The organism is Bifidobacterium sp. M0404 (assembly GCF_016101415.1).
Classification (GTDB): domain Bacteria; phylum Actinomycetota; class Actinomycetes; order Actinomycetales; family Bifidobacteriaceae; genus Bombiscardovia; species Bombiscardovia polysaccharolytica.
The window spans coordinates 766,541-788,320 of the sequence record NZ_JACFQP010000001.1; the positions used below are offsets into that span (position 1 = coordinate 766,541).

11 protein-coding genes are annotated in these 21,780 nt (G+C 62.3%); 4 read left to right on the forward strand and 7 right to left on the reverse strand.

From position 1 onward, the window contains the following. Positions 1–13: 13 nt before the first annotated feature. A complete protein-coding gene (locus tag H3T93_RS03200) occupies positions 14–2,647 on the forward strand; it encodes a DNA gyrase/topoisomerase IV subunit A (protein ID WP_144176912.1) in 2,634 nt (877 codons plus the stop codon). Between the two features lie 17 nt (positions 2,648–2,664). Here H3T93_RS03200 and H3T93_RS03205 read toward each other — a convergent pair whose 3' ends face one another. From H3T93_RS03205 to H3T93_RS03220, 4 genes are all read right to left on the reverse strand, one after another. Next, complete coding sequence (locus tag H3T93_RS03205; protein ID WP_144176910.1) at positions 2,665–7,575, reverse strand: ATP-dependent helicase; 4,911 nt, start codon at positions 7,573–7,575, stop codon at positions 2,665–2,667. A 48-nt stretch (positions 7,576–7,623) separates the two neighbouring features. Further along, positions 7,624–10,038, reverse strand: a complete 2,415-nt coding sequence (locus tag H3T93_RS03210) for a DNA gyrase/topoisomerase IV subunit B (RefSeq protein WP_144176908.1) — start codon at positions 10,036–10,038, stop codon at positions 7,624–7,626. 130 nt (positions 10,039–10,168) lie between these two features. After that, complete coding sequence (locus tag H3T93_RS03215; protein WP_232348602.1) at positions 10,169–11,587, reverse strand: RNA polymerase sigma factor; 1,419 nt, start codon at positions 11,585–11,587, stop codon at positions 10,169–10,171. Between the two features lie 113 nt (positions 11,588–11,700). Further along, positions 11,701–12,306: a DUF4192 family protein gene (locus tag H3T93_RS03220; RefSeq protein WP_186363874.1), complete on the reverse strand. Its 606-nt coding sequence runs from the start codon at positions 12,304–12,306 to the stop codon at positions 11,701–11,703. A gap of 200 nt (positions 12,307–12,506) precedes the next feature. Between H3T93_RS03220 and H3T93_RS03225 the strand changes: the two genes are divergently transcribed. Next, positions 12,507–13,733: a polyprenyl synthetase family protein gene (locus H3T93_RS03225; protein WP_186363873.1), complete on the forward strand. Its 1,227-nt coding sequence runs from the start codon at positions 12,507–12,509 to the stop codon at positions 13,731–13,733. Beyond that, complete coding sequence (locus H3T93_RS03230; protein WP_144176901.1) at positions 13,726–15,975, forward strand: protein kinase domain-containing protein; 2,250 nt, start codon at positions 13,726–13,728, stop codon at positions 15,973–15,975. The genes H3T93_RS03225 and H3T93_RS03230 overlap by 8 nt, the downstream gene beginning before the upstream one ends. Before the next feature lie 25 nt (positions 15,976–16,000). Here the strand turns inward: H3T93_RS03230 and H3T93_RS03235 are convergent, their stop codons facing one another. After that, positions 16,001–16,690, reverse strand: a complete 690-nt coding sequence (locus tag H3T93_RS03235) for a lysophospholipid acyltransferase family protein (RefSeq protein ID WP_046322784.1) — start codon at positions 16,688–16,690, stop codon at positions 16,001–16,003. A 48-nt stretch (positions 16,691–16,738) separates the two neighbouring features. On the opposite strand from H3T93_RS03235, the gene H3T93_RS03240 reads away from it, so the two are divergent. Then, the gene (locus H3T93_RS03240) at positions 16,739–17,284 is read left to right on the forward strand and encodes a hypothetical protein (protein WP_121913353.1); all 546 of its coding nucleotides are present in this window, start codon (positions 16,739–16,741) and stop codon (positions 17,282–17,284) included. Positions 17,285–17,380: 96 nt separating this feature from the next. Here H3T93_RS03240 and trpD read toward each other — a convergent pair whose 3' ends face one another. Beyond that, entirely contained in the window at positions 17,381–18,481 is a 1,101-nt protein-coding gene (trpD, locus tag H3T93_RS03245) for an anthranilate phosphoribosyltransferase (RefSeq protein ID WP_110425116.1), read from the reverse strand. 230 nt (positions 18,482–18,711) lie between these two features. After that, complete coding sequence (gene secA / locus H3T93_RS03250; protein WP_144176899.1) at positions 18,712–21,666, reverse strand: preprotein translocase subunit SecA; 2,955 nt, start codon at positions 21,664–21,666, stop codon at positions 18,712–18,714. Positions 21,667–21,780 lie beyond the last annotated feature (114 nt).

Below are 21,780 nucleotides of genomic sequence, written 5' to 3' on the forward strand. Positions count from 1 at the left end.
CAGGAGCTGGAGCATGGCAACTCATCGCAGGAGCAAGGCGGCGGGGTACGACCCCCGGCAGGTCAAGGAGCACATCGTCGAAACCCCCCTGAACGAGGAGATGAGCAAGTCCTTCCTGGAATACGCCTACTCGGTCATCTACGCTAGGGCCCTGCCCGATGCCCGTGACGGACTCAAGCCGGTCCAGCGACGGATCATCTACCAGATGGGCCAGATGAACCTCAACCCGGACCGCCCATACATGAAGTCTGCCAGGGCCGTGGGCGAGGTCATGGGCAAGTTGCATCCCCATGGCGACTCCTCCATATACGAGGCCATGGTCCGCCTGGCACAGCCCTTCGCCATGCGCCTACCTCTGGTCGACGGCCACGGCAACTTCGGATCCTTGGACGACGGACCGGCGGCCTCCCGTTACACCGAGGCCAGGCTGGCCCCGGCGGCTCTGGGCATGAACGCCGACATCGACCAGGACACGGTGGACTTCTCCCCCAACTACGACAACAAACTCAAGGAGCCACAGGTCCTGCCCTCGGCCATCCCCAACCTGCTGGTCAACGGAGCCTCAGGCATCGCCGTGGGCATGGCCACCAATATGATCACCCACAACCTGGGCGAGGTGGTGGCCGCCGCCAAGTATCTGATGGCCCACCCGGACGCAGGGCTGGATGAACTCATGCGCTATGTACCCGGTCCGGATTTGCCCGGAGGCGGGATCATCGTAGGGCGGGACGGCATCCGCAAGGCCTACGAGCACGGCCGGGGGGCCTTTGTGACCAGGTCCGTCACCCACTTGGAAAACGTGACCGCCCGAAAGAAGGCCATCGTGGTCACTGAGCTGCCCTTCATGGTGGGCCCTGAGCGGGTTCTGGAGCGCATCTCCGAGGGGGTGCGCAACCACAAGCTGGAGGGCATCTCCAGCGCCATCGATCTGACCGACCGGCACAACGGGACCCGCCTGGTCATCGAAATCAAGACGGGATTCGACCCAGGCAAGGTCCTAGGCAAGCTCTTCAAGTACACGCCCCTGGAGGACTCTTTCACCATCAACAACGTGGCCTTGGTCCATGGACGACCCAGAACCATGGGGCTCAAGGAGCTGCTGGAGGTCTGGGTGGAGCACCGGCGGACGGTCATCCACCGTCGCAGCGAGTTCCGCCGCAAGAAGGCCCTGGAGCGTCTGCACCTGGTTGAAGGGCTCCTGCTGGCCTTGGTCGACATCGACGAGGTCATCCAGGTCATCCGCAGTTCGGACGACGCGGATGCGGCTAAGACCAAGCTGATGGCGGTCTTCGACCTGGATCAGACCCAGGCCCAGTATATTCTCGACCTGCGGCTGCGGCGGCTGACCAAGATGAGCAGGATCGAGCTGGAGGGCGAGCGCGACGACCTCAAGAAGCAGCTGGAGGAACTGGAGCGGATTCTGGACTCCTCGGCCGAGCTGGACCGGGTGGTCATCCAGGAGATGGATCAGGCGGTGGCCCAGTGGGGCACACCCAGGCGCACGGTCATCCTGGACCAGGAGCCATCCGGAGATCTGGCCCCTGTGCAGTCGGCAGCCAGTGATCAGCAGACCGCTCAACAGACCACCAGTAAGGCCAGTGCTGGCCGAAAGGTTGCACTGGCGGTCAACGGAGGAACCAGCCGCAGCGAAGATGGTGGCGATCTGCACATGGAGGACAAGCCCTGCACGGTCATGATGAGCGCCACCGGACTGCTGGCACGCAGCACTCCAGGCGCCCTGGATGCATGGCGGTCCCGGCCACGCAACCAGGACCGTGGGCATGACGACCAGATCATCGCCATATTCGCCACCACCACCCTGGCCAGATACGGCCTGGTCACCACAGCTGGACGGCTGATCACCACTCCTGTGGCCGACCTACCGCTGATCCCGGCCACCGCCAACCCCAACCTGAGCGGAGGCATCGTGGCCGACGAGCTCCTGAGCGGAACGGCCAGCACCGAACCCCAGGCCGACGAGCACGCCGTCACCGTCATCAACATGACCGACTCCCGGCCTCTGGCACTGGGCACACGCCTGGGCAAGGTCAAGCGCTGGAACCGCGAGTCGCCGACCACCATGGACTCCTGGTCGGTCATCGACCTCAAGGATGACGACCAGGTGATCTTCGCAGCCCCCTGCCAGGACGGGGACCGCATGGTTCTTATCTCCTCGGATGCCAGCCTGCTGACCTTCACCGGGGACAAAGTCCGACCCCAGGGCCGCAATGCAACAGGCATGGCGGGCATACGTCTGGCCCAGGGCTGCCAGGTCGCCACCTTCGCGGTCGTACCGGCAGGGGAGATCGGCTGGACCTACCAGGAGACCGGCGAGGATGGCATGAGCACCCAGGCCGGGGCCGTGGTCCTGACCGTGGCCGGCGACTCCGAGGCCCTGCCAGGCACCGAGAACGGATCGGCCAAGCTGACGCCGCTGGAAATGTATCCGGTCAAGGGCCGTGGCACGGGCGGCGTGCGCTCCCAGCGCTTCCTCAAAGGTCAGGACACCCTGCTGCTGGCCCGGGTGGGCTCCTGGCCCCTGCACGCCAGCACTGCTGCCGGATCGCCGGTCGAACTGCCCGACGTGGACATGCGACGGGATGCCTCCGGCCAGGAACTGGCAGCACCTATCGCCTTCGTGGCATGAGGACGCTCAGCAAAGGCTCAGTAGAGGGCCATGCCACCCGGCCCGGCCGTGAATCCGGCAACGGACATGGCCATGCCCACCGGTTCGCGCATAGTCAGGGGTCGGCCATTGGCATCACTGAAGAGAATGCGTCCCTGCCCGCCCCGCCTCAGCCATGAGGCCAGCTGGGCGAAGGCGGCCTCCAGCAATCCACGGTCCGGCTTGCCGAAGACCAGTAGATGATGACCCTTGGGCGCCGCATAGACCAGGGCACGGCCTCGATTCTGCACCATGAGGTTCCCCATGCGCCGAATGGGCCGACCGCTGCCATCCCCCGATGTGGTTGGCCAGGCAAGGGCCGTGCCATAGAGGTTGGCTGGATCGGTCACGTCCATGACCACGGGTTCGGGGGGCCGCTGCTCGGAATCATCGTTAGCGCGCTCATCCTCTTGGAAGCCTCTGAGCTGGTCAATCACCTCCCGGGGGGCGAACTGGGCGCCGCCGAAACCGTCAACGATGACTCCGCGCGTCAGCTGGCCGGCCTCCTCCATACGTCTGCAGACCTGATAGAGGGCCGAGAATCCGCCAGGGAGGGACCGCACTTCAGACAGTACCGGAGCCAGGAGCCCATAACGGTCCAGGATGGCTTGCTCCTCGTGGACCAGGCGGACGGTCCGCTGCCGGTCAGCGTCCTGGCTACTACCTCTAAGCTCATCGCTTGAATCATCCTTGTGAGTCCCTGACGCACCTCCCGCTGCTCCGCGCTCATCCGCAACCAGAGTCCAGAACCCCTCCGTAGCCGCTGACAGCGCTGATGAGCCGGCTGTCCGCGTCAAGGCCGAACGACCCAAGGGCCTGCCGCGTCCACGCAATCCATGGGGCAAACGGCGGGTCCTACCTGAGGTCTGTGGGCCTGACCCTCGGACAAGGCGCCGTACTGGAGCCAAAGAGGCGTTGGTGACCATTCCACGCCTGACCAGCCACCAGAGCGACCGGGCCAGAGCCTCCTGGTCGGGGGTCTCAGAATCAGTGGAATCAATGTCACTTCTGCCCCGATCGGCGCAGGCTCGCAGAAGCCGATCGAAGCGGTAGGCTCCGCCATCAGCCAGAACATTCAGCAAGGTCTCTTCCAGATCGCCCGCGTTGCCCGAGTTGCTCGACTTGTCGGCCTCATCCGTGACTGGTAGAGAACCGGCAGCATGTGCTGGAAGCTCCTTATCTAGGTCCTCGGCCAGATAAAAGGTCATGGCGCCCAGAGGCCCCTCGCCCTGTTCGGAACCCACCCAGACCACCTTGCCCGAGGCCAGCAGATCGTCCATCAATGCGGGACCGTAATCACGCACCCTGGCCGGGAAGATGGCCGATTCCCAGAGCGCAGGCGGAAGAGCCAGCCCTTCCAGCTGCCCGACTACCTCCAGTAGCCCCTCAGTGCCTATCAGGGGTTCCTGACCGAGGAGTGCCAGACCCTGCCGATGAAGAAGAAAGTCGCTGTAGACATGGCCGGGAACGGGGCTGGCGGCCTTGCTCGCCTTGGCCAGGGACCTCGAGCGCAACCGACGGAAGACCTCGGGATCCAGCCATCCTCGACGGGGTTCGCCTCCCTCCCATCCGGGCTCACCATAGGCACTCAGGTCAGGACGGGGGAAGACCCCGGTCATGAGTAGCTCGCGTGCGACCAAGGAACGCAGTCTGTCCTCCAAGAGGGCACTGCCCAGGCCCAGGTGGCCGGCCAGGTCCGCGGTGGTGAACGGCCCATGGACTGCAGCGTATTGCCTGACCAGCTGGTCGAAGGCCTCGCTGTCTGATTCCTTTGTTGACTGGACGAATGGCTGGATGCCTGGGCCCAGGACCGCCGTAAGCCGCCCCGCCTGACCAGCCCATACCCAGCAGTCGCGAGCGCCTAGCCTGATCTGTACCACCCTGTGCTGGGCCTTCAGCTCTTCCAAAATGACACGAACCTGTGCCTCCGTTGCCGGTTCGTCCTCCTGCCCGTGCATGCGCCGACGAATCCCCGCCAAATCCATGGGGCCCAGGATGCGCAGCAGGTCGGCCAATCCTTCGACCCCCTTGGCCCGGGTCCTGGGCGAGAGCCGCTGCAAATCAGCGGTCACCTGGTCTACTGTCTCCTGGTCCAGAAGGTCGGCCATGTCCACCTGGCCGACCATCTGCTCCAGCAGGTCGGAGTCGATGGCCAGCATAGCGGCATCGCGCTCGGCCTTGGGCATGTCGTACTGGTACATGAAGGTACCCAGGTAGCCGAAGAGCAGCCCTGAGGCCATGGGCGAGGGGGTCTTGGTAGAGGCCGGGACCAGACGGACGCTCCCCTGCTCCAGGTCGGCCATCAGCTCGCGCAGGGCAGGCATGTCGTAGACGTCCTGCAGGCACTCGCGCATGGTCTCCAGAACCAGGGGGAAGTCATCCTCCTTCAGGGCTGCATTTAGCAGACGGGAGGCCCGTAGACGCTGCTGCCAGAGCGGAACCCTGCGGCCGGGCTCCATCCTGGGCATGTAGAGCGAGCGGGCTGCGCACTGGCGGAAGCGGGCTTGGAAGAGCGCAGAGCCAACCAGATGCCGTCGAACCTCGCGTTCCACCTGATCGGGGGTGAATCCGAATATTCGCTGATCTTCCAGGAAGGCATCCGTGTCTGGAATCTGCACGACAATGCCGTCCTCGCCTGCCCAGACGGATCCGTCGTAGCCGCGCTCGCGGGAGAGCCGTGCGGTGATGGCCAAAGCCCAGGGCTCGTTGACCCTGCGTCCGTATGGCGAATGGAGGACCAGCCTCAGGTCGCCCTCCTCGTTGGGGCAACGCTCGACCACCAGATGCCGGTCGTCGGGCACCTGGCCCGTAGAGGCCTGCTGCTCGGCCAGTAAGGCGGCCAAATTGTTGATAGCAGGATAGTCCAAGCCGTCCTCCAACAGACGAGAGCAGACAGCTTGAGTGAAGCCCGGCCGACCGGAGGCGGTCTGGACCGCCGGTATCAGACCCTGGGACAGTTCCCTGGCAAGCTTGCCCAGGCGACGGCCGAAGGCAGGGTCACGTCCAGTGCCTTCACCATGCCAGAAGGGCAGTCTGGCTGAGCGTCCCGGAGCGGGTACCACCACCACACGATCGCGGGTGATCTGCTGGATCCTCCAAGAGGTGGTACCCAGGGTGATCACGTCTCCCTTTCGGGACTCATAGACCATCTCCTCGTCCAGCTCTCCTACTCGACGGGGTTTGCCGCCGGCGGCCTCTGAAGGCATGACCACACTGTAGGAGCCACGGTCGGGAATGGTGCCTCCGGACGTAACCGCCAGGCGTTGCGCGCCGGGGCGGGCTGTCAATGTGCCAGCCTGGTGATCCCAGACCAGGATGGGGCGGAAGGCGGTGAAGTCCTGTGAGGTGTAGGCGCCACTGAGCATGCCCAGCACCGCCCGATAGACTTGCTGGTCCAAGTGGGCGAAGGGTGCAGCCCGTCTGACTGTGGCAAGCCAGTCCTGCTCCTTGAGTGGCCCCATGGCAGCTGCGGCCACCGTCTGCTGAGCCAGAACATCCAAAGGACTGCTGGGCATGATGGTGGGTTCTATATCACCTTGGACCATACTTTCCATGCTGGCCGTGCACTCCAGGATCTGCTCACGAGTCAGGGGGAAAAGCCTGGCTTGCGACACCCGTCCCACCTGGTGGTCGGCCCGGCCCACCCTCTGCAGCCCCGAGGCGGTCGACAGCGGGGCATTGACCTGGATGACCAGATCGACCGAGCCCATATCGATGCCCAGCTCCAGGCTGGAGGTGGCTACTACGCACCGCAGCCTGCCGGCCTTGAGGTCGTCCTCAACCTGGCGGCGGCGCTCCTTGGACACCGAACCATGGTGGGCCATGGCAATGGGTTGGTCGACACTCAGGCCGGAAGTCCTATCGGAAGTGGACCCGGTGGCCGAATCGTAGTGGGCGGGCTCCCTGGCCTGCCCAGCCCTGCCGGTGGACTCGACTTTTTCATGGGATAAACCTGGCTGGTCGTGATTCAAGGCCTGCAGATCTGACTGGTGCAGGTCGTTCAACCGGGCGGTCAGGCGCTCGGCGAGGCCCCGTGAGTTGACGAAGACCAGGGTGGTGTGGTGGGACAGGACCTGGTCCAGAATGGCCCGTTCGACGGCAGGCCAGATGGATCCGCTTCTTTGGTCGCCATCCTGACCATCCTGGCCCGATTGGCCGGGCGGCGCAGCCAGATCGCCCATGTCCTTCAGGGGTTCGATAAGCCGCAGGTCCATGGCTGTGGACGACTTGGGCTGAATCAGGCTGACGGGACGGCTGCCTCCCAGAAAACGGGCCACTTGCTCGGGCGGCCGGACCGTAGCCGACAGACCTATCCGCTGCACTGGCCGTCCGACCAGGTCGTCCAGCCGCTCCAAGCTCAGCGCCAGATGAGCCCCGCGCTTGTTGCCTGCCAAAACGTGGATTTCGTCCACAATAACGGTCTGGACGTTCTTCAGTGTGTTGGCCGTCTTTGAGGTCAGCATCAGATAGAGCGATTCGGGGGTGGTGACAAGAATATCCGGAGGATGAGCAGCCAGAGCCCTACGGCCGCGGGCATCGGTGTCCCCAGTGCGGATGCCCGTCCGGACCTTGGGCACTTTTCGTCCCTGTCTGGCGAAGCGCTCGGCAATGCCGTCCAGCGGATTCTGCAGGTTGCGGGCCACGTCCGTCCCCAGGGCCTTCATGGGCGAGACGTAGAGCACAGCGACACCTGGTTCCCGAGAGCGCCGAGGCCTGGTCACGAGCTCGTCAATGGCCCAAAGAAAGGCAGCCAGAGTTTTGCCTGAACCGGTGGGCGAAATGATCAGCGCATTGCCGCCCGAACGGATGGCCGGCCAGGCTTGTACCTGGGTCGGCGTGGGACCTTCGGGAAAGGCCTGACGGAACCAGTCCGCCGTCTGCGGGGAGAAATTACCCAAGGGATCGTTCATATGTGTCACGTTCCTCTCCCCGTCCTTTTGGACATTCCTGAAGGTCAATCAGGTATCGATCTTGCTCCGGTCGAAGTCGTCGGCATTGTCCACGATGAACTGCTTGCGGGGCGGTACGTCGTCGCCCATGAGCAGGGGGAAGATGCCGGCCGCCTGAGCGGCATCCTCCATGCGGATACGGCGCAGCATGCGGGTCCTGGGGTCCATGGTGGTGTCAGCCAGCTGGTCGGCGTCCATCTCACCCAGACCCTTGTAGCGCTGCACATCGGGATTGTAGTCGATGTGCTTGGCCTGTAGGTCGGCCAGCTTGCCTTCCAGCTCATCGTCCGAATAGGTGTAGATGAACTTCCCCTTGTTCTTGCCTGCAAGAGCGATTCGATGCAGGGGCGGCACGGCTGCATAGACCCGCCCGTTCTCGATCAGGGGCCGCATGTAACGGTAGAAGAGGGTCAGCAACAGGATGCGGATGTGTGCGCCGTCAACATCGGCGTCGGTCATCATGATGACCTTGTTGTAGCGGGCCTGGTCGATGTCGAAGCTGGCTCCCGAGCCAGCACCGACCACCTGGATAATGGAGGCGCACTCCTTGTTGGTCAGCATCTGGGACAGGGAGGCCTTCTGCACGTTGAGGATTTTGCCGCGGATGGGCAGCAGGGCCTGGAACATGGAGTTTCGGGCGGCCTTGGCCGTACCCAGGGCGGAGTCGCCCTCGACGATGAACAGCTCAGCGATGTCGTCGTTGCCAGGCATGGAATCCGAGAGCTTGGAGGGCATGGAAGCTGACTCCAGGGCGTTCTTGCGCCTGGTGACCTCCTTGGTCTTGCGTGCCTGGACGCGGGCGTGCATCTCGCCGACGATCTTCTCCAGTACTTGGCCGGACTGCTCCTTGAAGCCGCGCTTGGAGCCACTGATCATTTGGCCGAACTGATCGTCGGTCATTCGGGTGACGATGGGTTTGACCTGGGCTGTACCCAACACATCCTTGGTCTGGCCCTGGAACTGCGGCTCGGCGATGCGTACCGTGACCACGGCCACCAGCCCAGCCAAGACATCGTCGCGCTCCACCTTAGTGTGAGAGTCCTTGAGGTTGACCTTGAGGCGGCGGGCATTGGCCTCCACGGCCTTGCGCACCTGACGGGTCACGGCGTTCATGAACCCGTCCACGTGCATGCCTCCGCCGGGTGTCTCCACCACATTGACGAAGCTACGGACGACTGAATCGTAGTCATTGACCCAGCGCAGGGCGATATCCACCCCGCAGACACGTTCCACCTGCTCGGCATGCAGCTCGCCGTCCGAACCCACTCGCTGGGTCTCCTCCTGGTAGGTGTCCTGTCCACTGATCCGCCAGATGTCGCTGACCGGCTCACCCTTGGACAGGAAGTCAACAAAGTCCGTCACTCCACCGGTGTGAAGGAACTCCTCCACTCGCTGATGGCCGGACTCGTCCTCCGGCTGCAGCATGAGCCGGTCAGCCCGCTCAGTGGCCGAAAGATTGGCGTCATCTCTCTCATGATCCGATCCGTCGGAATCAGAGCCATCTGAATGTCCGACCGAGGTTAGTGCAGCATCTGCCTGCGTGTCCTCGGCACGTTCGTCTCCGGCACCTTTTTCAGAGATATCGCCGCTGTCAGGCGATTCACGAAGGTTCTCATGAATGTCCTGATCGTCCTGGACCGGAGCGGGGTCGCCGTCAACCTCCAGGCGCAGGTCCTGTTCGGCGCTTCCTGTGGCCGGAATGCGGTCGTCAATCACGGTGATCTTGAGGCCGGGCACCAGGAAGCTGGTCTGACGCACCCGGTCAATCAGCTGGGCGTAGCTGAACCGGGCCGTGGGGTTGAAGATTTCTGGGTCAGCCCAGTAACGCACCCTGGTGCCGGTACGGGACTTGGGCACGCTACCCACTACCTCCAGGGGCGTAGGCCGGTTCTTCCTGGTGCGTTTAAAGGGCGAGTCAGGCGATGGATGCTCCGAATCTGGGTCCTGATAGGTGCCAGGATGACCCTGGTGGAACCGCATCCGATGGGTCTTGCCATCCCTGTCCACCTCCACGTCCAGTCGGGAGCTCAGGGCGTTGACCACCGAAGAGCCCACTCCGTGCAGGCCGCCCACAGCCGTGTATGAAGAGTTACCGAACTTGGCGCCGGCGTGGAGCTTGGTCAGGACCACCTCCACGCCGGTCAGCCCTGTCCGAGGTTCAATATCGACAGGGATGCCTCGGCCGTTGTCGTCAACCTCGATAGAGCCGTCCCGGTGCAGGATGACCTTGATGTGGTCGCACTGGCCAGCCAGGGCCTCATCCACGGCATTGTCGATGATCTCCCAAAGGCAATGCATGAGCCCCTGGCTGTCCGTGGTCCCGATGTACATGCCTGGACGCTTGCGCACTGCATCCAAGCCATCCAGGACCGTCAGACTGCCGGCACCATAGGACTTTCCCTTATCAGGCTTTTTCGCCACCATTTACCTCGCCGTTCACCTCATGGCGCCCAGGAGGATATAGCTCCTCACATGGGCGGTCGCTTACGCACCGATGACCATTTCTAGCAAGGAGGCCTCGACAGTGTCAGATCCTCCCGGTCGGGCGTAGAGGTCACTGATCCAGGAAGTCCCGCAGGGTCTGCGAACGCGAAGGATGCCGCAGCTTGGACATGGTCTTGGACTCGATCTGGCGAATGCGCTCACGGGTGACCCCGTAGACACGGCCGATGTCGTCCAGGGTCTTTGGCTGCCCATCCTCCAGGCCATAGCGCATTTTAATGACGCCGGCCTCGCGGGGGCTCAGGGTCTCAAGAACCTGCTGGAACTGTTCCTGCAGCAGAGAGAAGGCCACAGCATCCGATGGGGCAATGGCATCGGTGTCCTCGATCAGATCACCGAACTCCGAGTCGCCGTCCTCACCCAGAGGGGTGTGCAGGGAGATGGGCTCACGCCCATACTTCTGGACTTCCTGAACCTTCTCGACAGGCATGTCCAGCTCCCGCGCCAGCTCGTCGGGGGTGGGCTCGCGGCCCAGGTCCTGCAACATCTGACGCTGAACGCGGGAAAGCTTGTTGATGACTTCGACCATGTGGACGGGCACGCGGATGGTTCGGGCCTGGTCGGCCATAGCACGGGTGATGGCCTGGCGGATCCACCAGGTGGCGTATGTGGAGAACTTGTAGCCCTTGGTATAGTCGAACTTCTCCACAGCGCGGATCAGACCCAGGTTGCCTTCCTGGATCAGGTCCAGGAAGAGCATGCCCCTGCCGGTGTAACGCTTGGCCAGGGAGACCACCAGTCGCAGATTGGCCTCCAGCAGATGATCCTTGGCCTTCTTCCCGTCATTGGCAGCCCACTTGAGCTCGCGGCGGCGCTTGAAGTCCATGCCCTCGCCCTCGGTGTCCAGCAGATGCTGGGCATAGAGGCCGGCCTCGATACGCTCCGAAAGGTCCACCTCCTGCTCGGCGTTCAGCAGGCTGACTCGGCCAATCTGCTTGAGGTAGTCCTTGACAGGATCGGCAGTGGCGCCAGCGGTGACCACACGACGCTTGGGGTTGCCTGAGGGGGTGACATTCTCGTCGTCATCAGAATCGTCGACAACGAAGGCACCCTTGACCTTGGCAGCGAGGGCATGAGCGGCCTTGCGGTCCTCCTCGGCCTCATCCTCGACCTGGGAGGCCTCATCCTCCTCCTGATCGTCCTCGTCGGGCTCGTCCTCCAGCTGATCCTCGCCCTTGTCCAGCTGGTCGTCCTCCTGGTCCTCTAGCAGGTCCTCGTCGGGCTCTTGCTCCTCCTGCTGCAGGACAGGCTCCTCTTCGACCTTCTTCGTGGTCTTGGAGGCCGAGCGGTGGTTCGTCTTGGTAGCCGAAGTGCCGGCAGTGGCGGTCTTGCGGGCTGTGGTCTTGCGGGACGCCTTGCTGCTGGTCTTGGACCTGGTGGCGGTCTTGGTCTTGCCGGCGGTTGAACTGGTCCGGCCCTTTCCGGTATCCACTGTGGCTGTCTTGGCTGACTTGGTGTCCTTCGTGGCCAAATTCTCCTCCTGGATCATCCCACCCGCCGACACTGCTTTTAAGGCACAGCTATGGCAAGGTCAAATCGTAGACTCACTAAGTGAACCACCCCAGGGGGACGATTATTCCCGATTCAGCCCGATTGCCTCCAAGCTGGGTCGATACTGCGGCCGATCAGTGCTAGAACGATGGCGGCCAAGCTGCATGAGCGGTCGTCGTCCAGGGCTCCCTCAGCAAGACCGGACGCCCGGGATCCCCCACTCCACCAGTCGACATAGGCCGCGACCGCCAGGGGCTGGGACCGGAACCCCGGCGGAACCTTATCCGCCATGGCCTCAAGCATGGCCAGTCCAGCCTGACAACGGGGTTGGTCCGGCCGTGTCGCAGGATCCTTGAAGACCGCATCCAGAATGCTGCAGAGCGCCGTCACGTTGGATGGATCGTTGGGACGAACACACAGGTCCAGCAACCGATCCCTGTGCAGACCAGGCTCAGGCGCCAGGATGGACAGAATAAGCCCGTCGCGTATGGCTAGGGTCTCCTTGATGGCCACAGCCAGACGGTCAGCTGTATCGGAGTCCAAAGGCGGGTACGGCTGCTGCCCTTTCAAGCCGGCAGTCCAGTCCGTCAAGGGTTGCCGGAGCCATCGCCTGTCAGCATCTTCCACACCCCATCGTCGTCGGCCCTCTCGGTAGTTCTCAACAAGTTTTGTCATGCCGTCTTCGTGCATGTCACTCATACAGTCATCGCCTCCCATCCGCTCCCGGTCTGTGGTCCGGGGAGCCTTGGCACCATCCTGAACCAGTTGGAACCGTTGGGAAGGCCACAGCCGATCATGTGGTCAAGTGGGGTCATCCATCCACCATGTTCCTTGCAGCCATGGGCCGTGCAGCCCACCCGCTGGGCAGATATGCAGATAGGCTCTAAGGCATGAAGAGCGTGACAGCAGCACGGGTCGAACAGCGTATGGAGGAACTACTCCATCGCCATTGCGACCACCTGACTGCTCCGAGGCCCGGACCGGACCATCCCCTAGATCAGGACCCCTCCCAGGAGGCTTTGCAGGCGGTTATTCTCCAGGCAATCGAGGCTGGCCGAGGCGGCAAACGGCTGCGTGCCCTGCTGCTCTGCGACGTCTGGAGGGCTCTGGAATCCGAGCAGAATCCAGACCGTGAACAGGCGGTAGTGGACCTTGCCTGTGCCCTGGAGGTCTACCAGACTAGCGCCCTGGTCCACGACGACATCATTGATGGCTCCCCCCGTCGCCGGGGCCGCCCTGCCGCGCATCTGGCTCTGAGCCGGTCGGTTGCCGAAAACAATCCAAACGACCGGGCCCCCGCCCGACCTGATGCTCGCGGCACTGGCTTGGGCATCCTCCTTGGCGACCTGCTGGCATCGCTGAGCACGGCCCTGGCCCTCCAGGCGGCTGCCGACCTGCCTCAGGGGCCGGCCATCGGCAGGGTCTTCCAAGCTATACAGACAGCTGTGGTCACCGGACAAGTCCTGGACATGGGGATGGAAGAGGCTTCCTTGGACGATCCGGAACGTCTGCGCAGCCAGGCCATGCACACCATGGCATGGAAGACCGCCTCCTACACCACCATGGCCCCCCTGGCTCTGGGGTTGCTAGCTGCCGGAACGGACCTGGAAGAGCATAAAGTGTCAGTGCACGCCCTAGGCCTGGATCTGGGACTGGCCTTCCAACTGTCGGACGATCTGCTGGATGTGGTAGGCGACGACCGCCACACCGGCAAACCCGTGGGAGGCGATATTCGCGAGGGCAAGCGGACCGTCCTCCTGGCAGACACTCTGGCCATGGCCAATCCTGACCAGGCCAAGGAGGTTCGCCGTCTCTATGATTCCCCCTCCCAACGCCGCAAGGATGCCCAGGTGAATATGGTCCGTGACCTGATGCAGTCCTGCGGTGCTGTAGAGGCCAGTCGTCGACGCATAGCCGACCTGTCCGTCCGAGCCCAGGCCCGAGCCCAGGCCCTGGCCGATGACCTGCACCTGTCTGCCAGGGGCCGAACCATCTTCTTGAAGGCCTGCCGACGCTTCCTGCCGCTTGCCACCACCGCCGGGTATCATGAACGTGTATCTTCCATTGATGCCGAGGCCGGTCAGGCCTCCGAGGTGCAGAGGGCCGGACAAGACGAGCATGAGTGAAGCGGACGAGAGGACAGGCGACCGGATCGTAGACGGGCGCTACCGCATTCTGCGCGAGATTGCGCAAGGTGGCATGGCCACGGTCTACGAGGCTCTGGATCTGCGGCTGTCCAGGCATGTGGCGGTCAAGATCATGCATACCATGCTGGCCCAGGGGCCGCACAGGGCCCAGTTCGAGGAGCGTTTCCGCCGGGAGGCCAGGTCTGCGGCCGCCATCGCCAACCCCCACATTGTCCAGGTTTACGATACCGGCGTCGACCAAGGTCTGGACTACCTGGTCATGGAGTATGTCCACGGAATAAGCCTGCGGAGGGACATGACCCGTCAGGGCGTCTATCCCCTGAAGGAGACCCTGCGCATCGTGGGCGAAATCCTGGACGGCCTGGCCTCCGCCCACCGAGCCGGCGTCATCCATCGCGACATCAAGCCGGAAAACATCCTCATCAACGACCGCGGCCATGTGGAGATCACCGACTTCGGCCTGGCCCGCGCCGCCGCTCAAGCCACTCTGTCCTCGACAGGCATGCTCATGGGCACGGCCGCCTACCTGGCCCCCGAAACCATTGAGAACAATGATGCCTCCCCCCAGAGCGACCTCTACGCCGTGGGCATCATCGCCTACGAGATGTTGACCGGCACGGTCCCGTTCGCCAGTGACAATCCGGTAACCATCGTCTTCAAGCACGTCCACGAGGATGTCCCCTCCCTGGCCAGGGTCTGCCCGGGAATCGACCCATCCGTAGCCGCCCTGGTCTCCGGACTGACCGACCGCTCCCCCGAAAATCGCCCAGACAACGCAGGCAAGGCCCTGGAGAGCCTGAGAAAGGTGGTCAGGGGACTAGACCGGCAAGCCATGGACTACATGTTGCCTGCAACAGCCACAGCGGCCGTAGCAGACGCAGCAAGCAGAGAGCCCGAACTCACCATCGCCGGGACCCCTGGACACGACCCTGAGATGCCCGAATCGCTAACTCAAAGAGCTACGGCACCCAGTGACGATGCCGAAGATGCAGCCACACATACCATTGCTGCAGCAACCGACCCGGAGGGTTCAGACACGGTCCTGGCTGTGCCCGCCCCGCCCGAAACCGATGCGGACGCAGCGACCAGACGCTATCGGCTCAACGACGTGGACACTCCCTCCCAGGCCGAAACTACAACCGTTCTACAGCCTCAGGACCCGACGACTTCCCCCGCCGATGTGGCGGCTGTCCCGGCTTCTGTCCAGACCATGCAGCAAGGCGCTGAAGCAGCGAAACCCAAGCACCGGCATCGGGGCTTGATCATCGTGCTGGTGATTCTGCTGGTACTGGCCCTGGCTGGAGGCGGCGGAGGCGCCTGGTGGTATTACCTGGGTCCGGGCAGTTATTACGCACTGCCCAAACCGGATGACATCTCCTGCTCCGAGAATCAGGAGTGCAAGGTTATTGGCGCCGACTACGCCAAGTATACCCGCACGCTTAAGGTCGCAGGCATTAAGGTCTATACCGACTATGACTTCAGCGATCAAGTGCCCAAAGGGACCATCATGGCTGCGGATCCCGATGCGGTCGGGGCCCATATCAGCAAACGTGGCGGTCGCCTCAACCTGACCGTCTCCAAAGGGGTTCGCCAGGCTACAGTGCCCAAGGACATCCTGATGCCAGATACCTCCAACGGCAAGGACCCCGTCCAAGCCCTGAAAGCGGCTGGGTTCGACAAGATCGTCCATGACTCATCCAAGGACCAGTACTCCATGGATATACCCGAGGGAGCGGCGATTTCAGTGGACCCGGCCCCAGGGACCAAAACCCGGCACGATGCCAAGGTCAGCCTGGTCCTATCCAAGGGTCGGATGCCCGTGGCCATGCCCGACATCATCGGCAAGGCCAGGGACGATGCCAAGGCGGCCCTGGAAGCCCTCCGGCTCAAGGTCAACTACAGCGAGGACTGGTCAGACACGGTACCCCGCAACCAGGTGATTTCCGCCTCCCACCAGGCCCAGGAACAGCTTCACTGGGGCGATGCGGTCAACGTAGTGATCTCCAAGGGGCCGCAGTCCATCACCATGCCCGATGTGAAGGGCAAGAGCCAGGACGAGGCCACCCAGATCCTGCAGAGATACGGACTCAAAGTCAACATCTCCGCACCGCTGGGCAACCTGACCCATACGGTGCGAATTCAGGATCCCAACCCCGGCACCCGAGTCAAGGTGGTCAATGATGACGGCTCACCAGCCGTCGTGACTCTGACTGTGGTCTGACTACGCTATTCCCTGCAGTCCGTTGTCAGCCCAGTTCTTCTTTGCTCTCATGCGCCTTGATGACCTGAGCATACACATCCACGTAGCGCTGCCCGCTCATCTCCTCGATCTCCTGCATGATCCTGTCGGTCAGGTTGCGGATCTCCTCGTGGGTGAGGCTGTTGACAGGCACGTAGGGCACAGTAATGGGCTTGCCGAAGATGACCTTGGTCTTGCCACGATGCGGAAGCACATGGCCGGGTTCCTGAAGCTGCCGAGTACCGATGATTGCAGTGGGCACTACTGTCGTTCCAGTCTCGAAGGCAAGCCGCGCCGCCCCGGTGTGCCCACGGTAGAGCCTGCCGTCAGGGCTTCGCGTACCCTCTGGATGGATGCCGAAGATATGCCCGTGTTCAAGGATGGAACGTGCGGTTTCCATGGCTCCCAGTGACTTGGAGCCGCCCGACCTGTCGACGGGGAAGACTCCGACCGAGCTGAACCACCACTTCTTGAACTTGCCCTTTATTCCCTTGCCGTTGAAGTACTCGGCCTTGCCCATGAAGTGGATCATCCGCGGGCAGGTGATGGGTAGGAGGGCATCGTCGATGACGGCCAGATGATTGGAAGCGATGATGGCAGCCCCCTGCTTGGGAATGTTCCCCGTGCCTTCAACGGTCGGTTTGAACCAGGTACGCGCCAACGGACCGAGCAATTTGACGAAGAACCAGTACAGCACAGAGACTCCTTGGTAGCGAATGCGTGCGGCCGAGGTTACGATGGTTCTATGACCGAGCACAAGCATAACGACGCCGGGAATCAGTATAACAGCGAGGCGGGAACCGGGTCCTCACAGGGGAACGATGAGTGGATGGACTTCCTGAACTCGCACGCTGACGAACTAGGTTCCCTGGAATCGTCCAAGACGGCCAAGGAATTCGAAAAGAAAGCTCGGAAGTCCGAGAAGAAGGCGGCGCTGAGGGCCGAGGACTTGAAGCGCGATTCCTTCGTCGGCGGCTCCGGGCCACGCGATTTCCAAGGCAGGAGCTGGCTGGACACCGACGAGGTCATGGACCAGTCGTCGAACTTTGTGCCGCCTAACCCTGACCTGAGCGACCTTGGCAAAAGGCGGATGGCCTTCATCATCATGACGGTGCTGGGCCTGGTCTGCTTCTTCCTGACCATCCTGATCCCCCGCTGGTCCGGCTTGACCGGCCTGCTGGCGGGCTTGCTTCTGCTGATAGGCATCGCAGGATTGATCATTGACCGGAAGAACTTCCGCGATGCCTCAAGCGGCCTCTTCGATGATGACGAACGACACTACCGGCGATGAAGCTGTGAGCCGCCATATATAAACCGCCAATACGTTCGGGCCTCGCTGGCAGAAGCATCAGCCAGCGAGGCCCAAACAGTTGTGGTAGCCGTGAACCTACACCAATATCGGGCGACGTGCCCGTTCCTCTTGCTGGCAGCGGGTCTGCGCCTCCTGGGCTCCGTGAATCCAGGCGGCTAGCAGGTCGGCGGCCCTGCCCTGGTCCACAACCTCCGTAGCCAGTTGGTAGGCCTGAGCAAACCGGACACTCAGATCGGCTTCGGGATCAGCTTCGATCTGTGTGCCGTCAGCTACGATGGCCGACGCTGCATTGAGCAGGGCTGTTGAACGGGAGGGAATCGACTTTCCAGCCAGGAAGTCCCTGACGACACTGGCATTGAAAGCTGGATCGCCGCCGCGTAGGTCATCCAGATCGACCGGATCAATACCTAGCTCACGAGTCGGGTCGAAGGACCGCTCCTCCACCTTGCCCTGGTGGATCTCCCAAATGGAAACCGGGCCGGTCGGGGCCATCTCGTCAAGGCCTTCGACCGAGGTGTAGACCATGCCCTCCTGACCGCGTGAGGCGTAAACCTGGGCCATCATGGGGCTCAGCTGACGCTGGGCGCATCCAATGGCCACATAGCGCGGGTTAACCGGGTTGGTCAAGGGTCCCAGCAGGTTGAAGACGGTCGGAATGCCCAGCGACGAGCGGACAGGTCCTGCAAAGCGCATGGCAGGGTGGAAGGTCTTGGCAAAGACGAAGGTGATGCCGTAGCGGTCCGCCATGGCGGCCACCTCCTTGGGCGGCAGATCCAGCGGAAGACCCAGCTGTTCCAGACAGTCGGCGGTGCCGCTCTTGCTGGATGCGGCCCTGTTGCCGTGCTTGACGATCCTGACCCCTGCTGCCGCAGCCACGATGGCGCCCATGGTCGACAGGTTGACTGTTGCAGCCCCGTCGCCGCCAGTACCGACGATGTCGGTCACGTCGCCACTGACCTTCAGCGGCACCGCATGACCCACCATGGCCTTGGCAGCCCCTTCGACCTCCGGACTGGTCAGACCCAGAGTGGACTGCATGGACAGGGCGGCCCCCACCTGCACCGGGTCGGCATTTCCGTCCATCAGGTCGTTCATGCACCACTCGGCCTCATCCGCGCTCAGGTGTCGACCGGACACCAAGGAGTTCAGGACGGATTTCCAGCTAAGTGGCCGCATGATGACTCTTTTCCTTCGAAGAAGCGGGGCTGGATGCCCCGCTGTTTGCTCTAGGTTTACTGCCCTGGCCCTCCCTGACACAAGGCCATCCCACATTTCGGTCACTTGTCTACCAATATATGGAAGCACCTAATCCAATATATGGAAACGGCCACCGCCCTAATGAGCGATGGCCGTCAAGTAGATCAGCAACCCTGCCTAGGCAGTCCGCTGCAGATTATGCATACGTGTCATTTCTTCTCGTTCTGGCCATGGCACATCTTGTACTTGCGTCCAGACCCGCAGGGGCAAGGAGCGTTTCGAGGCGTGCCTGGGAAGGTACGGCCATCGGCCCAGGGCGAGTGATCTTCTACGGCCTTAGGCCTCTTATTGGCAGGAACTTTGCCCTCGGCATGACTGATGGGCGCAGGTCCAACCGGAGCCGGAGCGCTAGCGTCATCAGCCTCGCTCGCTTCAGCGATATCCTCGGAAGAGTCTTTATCGGAATCCTCTTCCGAATCCTCCTGGACGCTGCCAGCAGGAGCACCTTCGTCACGCTCCTCGGCTGTCTCGTCGATGTCAGTGGTCTCGTCCTCGGCATCAGGCTCTTCAGGCGCCTGATAGTTGACCGGCTCGGACTGACTCTCCTCATTCTCCTTGCGCTCCTCGCGGGCCCGCCGCTCGTTCTCCTGGCTGGCCGCGATCTGCTTGAGGTCCACGTTGAAGAGCAGCTGTACAGTCTGCTCCTTAATGGCATCGATCATGGAGTTGTACATCTGGTAGCCCTCACGCTGGTACTCGACCAGAGGGTCACGCTGACCCATGCCGCGCAGGCCGATGCCGTCCTTCAAGTAGTCCATTTCGTAGAGATGTTCACGCCACTTGCTGTCCAGGACGGAGAGAACCACCTGGCGCTCCAGTTGCCTGGAGCCCTTCTCGCCCAGCTCATCCTCACGCTCCTGGTAGATGGAATTGGCATCCTCCACGACCTTGTCGGCCAAGGCTTTAACGGCCTTGTCGCCCTTTAGATCCTCCAGGGAGTCCATGGTTTCATCCTGATCAAGACTGATCGGATACACGGAGGCCAGCGCCTTCCAGAGCCCGTCGGCATCCCAGTCCTTTGGCTTGTCCGAACCGTTCTGAGCCCCGCGGATATATGAGGTCACGGTCTCTCGGATGAAGCGGAGGATGTCCTCATGAATGTCCTCACCCTTGAGCACGGCCTGACGCTCGCCATAGATGACCTGACGTTGCTTGTTCATCACGTCGTCGTACTTGAGCACGTTCTTGCGAATCTCGTAGTTGCGGGATTCAACGGACTTCTGTGCATTGCGCACACCTTTGGAGACACTTTTGGTGCCAATGGGTTGACCTTCGGGCAGACTCTTGGAGGACATCATTCGGGCCACCAGCTGGGTGTTGAACAGGCGCATCAGGTCATCCTCCAAGCTCAGATAGAACCTGGACTCACCGGGGTCGCCTTGACGGCCGGAACGGCCGCGCAGCTGGTTGTCGATTCGGCGGGACTCGTGCCGCTCGGTGCCCAGCACATAGAGGCCGCCCAGCTTGACGACCTCCTCATGCTCGTCCTTGACCTGCTCCTTAACGGAGTCCAGCATCTTGGGCCAGCGCTTCTCGTACTCCTCTGGTGTGTCGTCTGGCGAGTAGCCCTGCTCCTTGAGCTTCTGATCGGCAAGGAACTCCACATTGCCGCCCAACATGATATCGGTGCCGCGTCCAGCCATGTTGGTGGCCACGGTCACGGCCCCCTTGCGCCCTGCGACTGCCACAACCGCAGCCTCACGCGCATGCTGCTTGGCGTTGAGGACCTGATGGTCGATGCCGGCCACGTCCAGCAGGGAGGAGACCACCTCGGAGGACTCCACGGATGCGGTGCCCAGCAGAATCGGCTGGCCCTTTGCATGGCGTTTGGCAACATCGCGGACGATGGCGGCCAGCTTCTCCTTCTTGGAGCGATAGATCAGATCGTCCTGATCCTTGCGGATCATGGGCTTGTTGGTGGGAATGGGCAGCACACCCAGCTTGTAGGTATTCATGAACTCGGCGGCCTCGGTCTCTGCCGTGCCGGTCATGCCCGCCAGCTTGTCGTACATACGGAAGTAGTTCTGCAGGGTGATGGTGGCGAAGGTCTGGTTCTCGGCCTTGACCTCCACACCCTCTTTGGCCTCGATGGCCTGGTGGAGACCCTCGTTGTAGCGACGTCCCTTGAGCAAACGGCCGGTGTGCTCGTCCACGATCAGGACTTCGCCGTTCTGGACGACATAGTCGCGGTCGCGCAGGAAGAGCTCCTTGGCCTTGATGGCGTTGTTCAGGTACCCGATCAGAGCGGTGTTAGCGGGCTCGTAGAGGTTGTCGATGCCCAGGTAGTCCTCCACCTTGGTGATGCCAGGATCCAGGATGCCGACGACTTTCTTCTTCTCGTCGACCTCGTAGTCCTCATCCCTGGTGAGCTTGGGGACCAGCTTGGCGAACTGCCGATACCATCGGGTCACGTCGCCTTCGGCCGGGCCGGAAATAATCAAAGGAGTTCGTGCCTCGTCGATCAGGATGGAGTCCACCTCGTCCACGATGGCGAAGTGGTGTCCGCGCTGAACCAGCTCGTCCTTGTCCCAGGCCATGTTGTCGCGCAGGTAGTCGAAGCCGAATTCGTTGTTGGTGCCGTAGGTGATATCCGCTTGGTATTGCTTGCGGCGCTCGGCGGGGCGCTGGTCGGTGATGATGCAGCCCACGCTCATGCCCAGGAAGCGGAAGATGCGCCCCATAAGCTCGCTCTGGTAGGAGGCCAGGTAGTCGTTGACCGTAACCACATGCACGCCCTTACCCTCCAGGGCATTCAGATAACTGGGCAAGGTAGCCACCAAGGTCTTGCCTTCTCCGGTCTTCATCTCGGCTATGTTGCCCCAGTGCAGGGCCGCTCCACCCATCAGCTGGACATCGAAATGCCGCTGGCCCAGGGTGCGCTTGGAAACCTCGCGTACCGTGGCGAAGGCTTCGGGCATTAGGGAATCGAGGGATTCGCCGTTCTCCAATCGCTGCTTGAACTTAGGCGTCTGCGCCTTGAGCTCCTCATCACTCATGGCCGAGATCTGATCCTCGAAGGCGTTCGTCGCCTTGGCCACCCCCTGAAGCTTGCGAATCTGACGACCCTCGCCCATACGGAGGACCTTGTCCAAGACTGCTACCACGTTGCGCTCCCTACCGTTTCTTTATGGCCTTAACACGCCCTCAGCTGGCGTAGGCCCAGACCTTGATTATCTTACGCGAATGCACCGATTTTCTCGAAACCGATTGTTCCACAA

Bases quoted from the DNA above. Each gene is read 5' to 3' on its own strand.
- H3T93_RS03200 (WP_144176912.1), top strand. From the start codon at position 14: ATGGCAACTCATCGCAGGAGCAAGGCGGCGGGGTACGACCCCCGGCAG.
- H3T93_RS03205 (WP_144176910.1), bottom strand. From the start codon at position 7,575: ATGAACGATCCCTTGGGTAATTTCTCCCCGCAGACGGCGGACTGGTTC.
- H3T93_RS03210 (WP_144176908.1), bottom strand. From the start codon at position 10,038: ATGGTGGCGAAAAAGCCTGATAAGGGAAAGTCCTATGGTGCCGGCAGT.
- H3T93_RS03220 (WP_186363874.1), bottom strand. From the start codon at position 12,306: ATGAGTGACATGCACGAAGACGGCATGACAAAACTTGTTGAGAACTAC.
- H3T93_RS03230 (WP_144176901.1), top strand. From the start codon at position 13,726: ATGAGTGAAGCGGACGAGAGGACAGGCGACCGGATCGTAGACGGGCGC.
- H3T93_RS03240 (WP_121913353.1), top strand. From the start codon at position 16,739: ATGACCGAGCACAAGCATAACGACGCCGGGAATCAGTATAACAGCGAG.
- trpD (WP_110425116.1), bottom strand. From the start codon at position 18,481: ATGCGGCCACTTAGCTGGAAATCCGTCCTGAACTCCTTGGTGTCCGGT.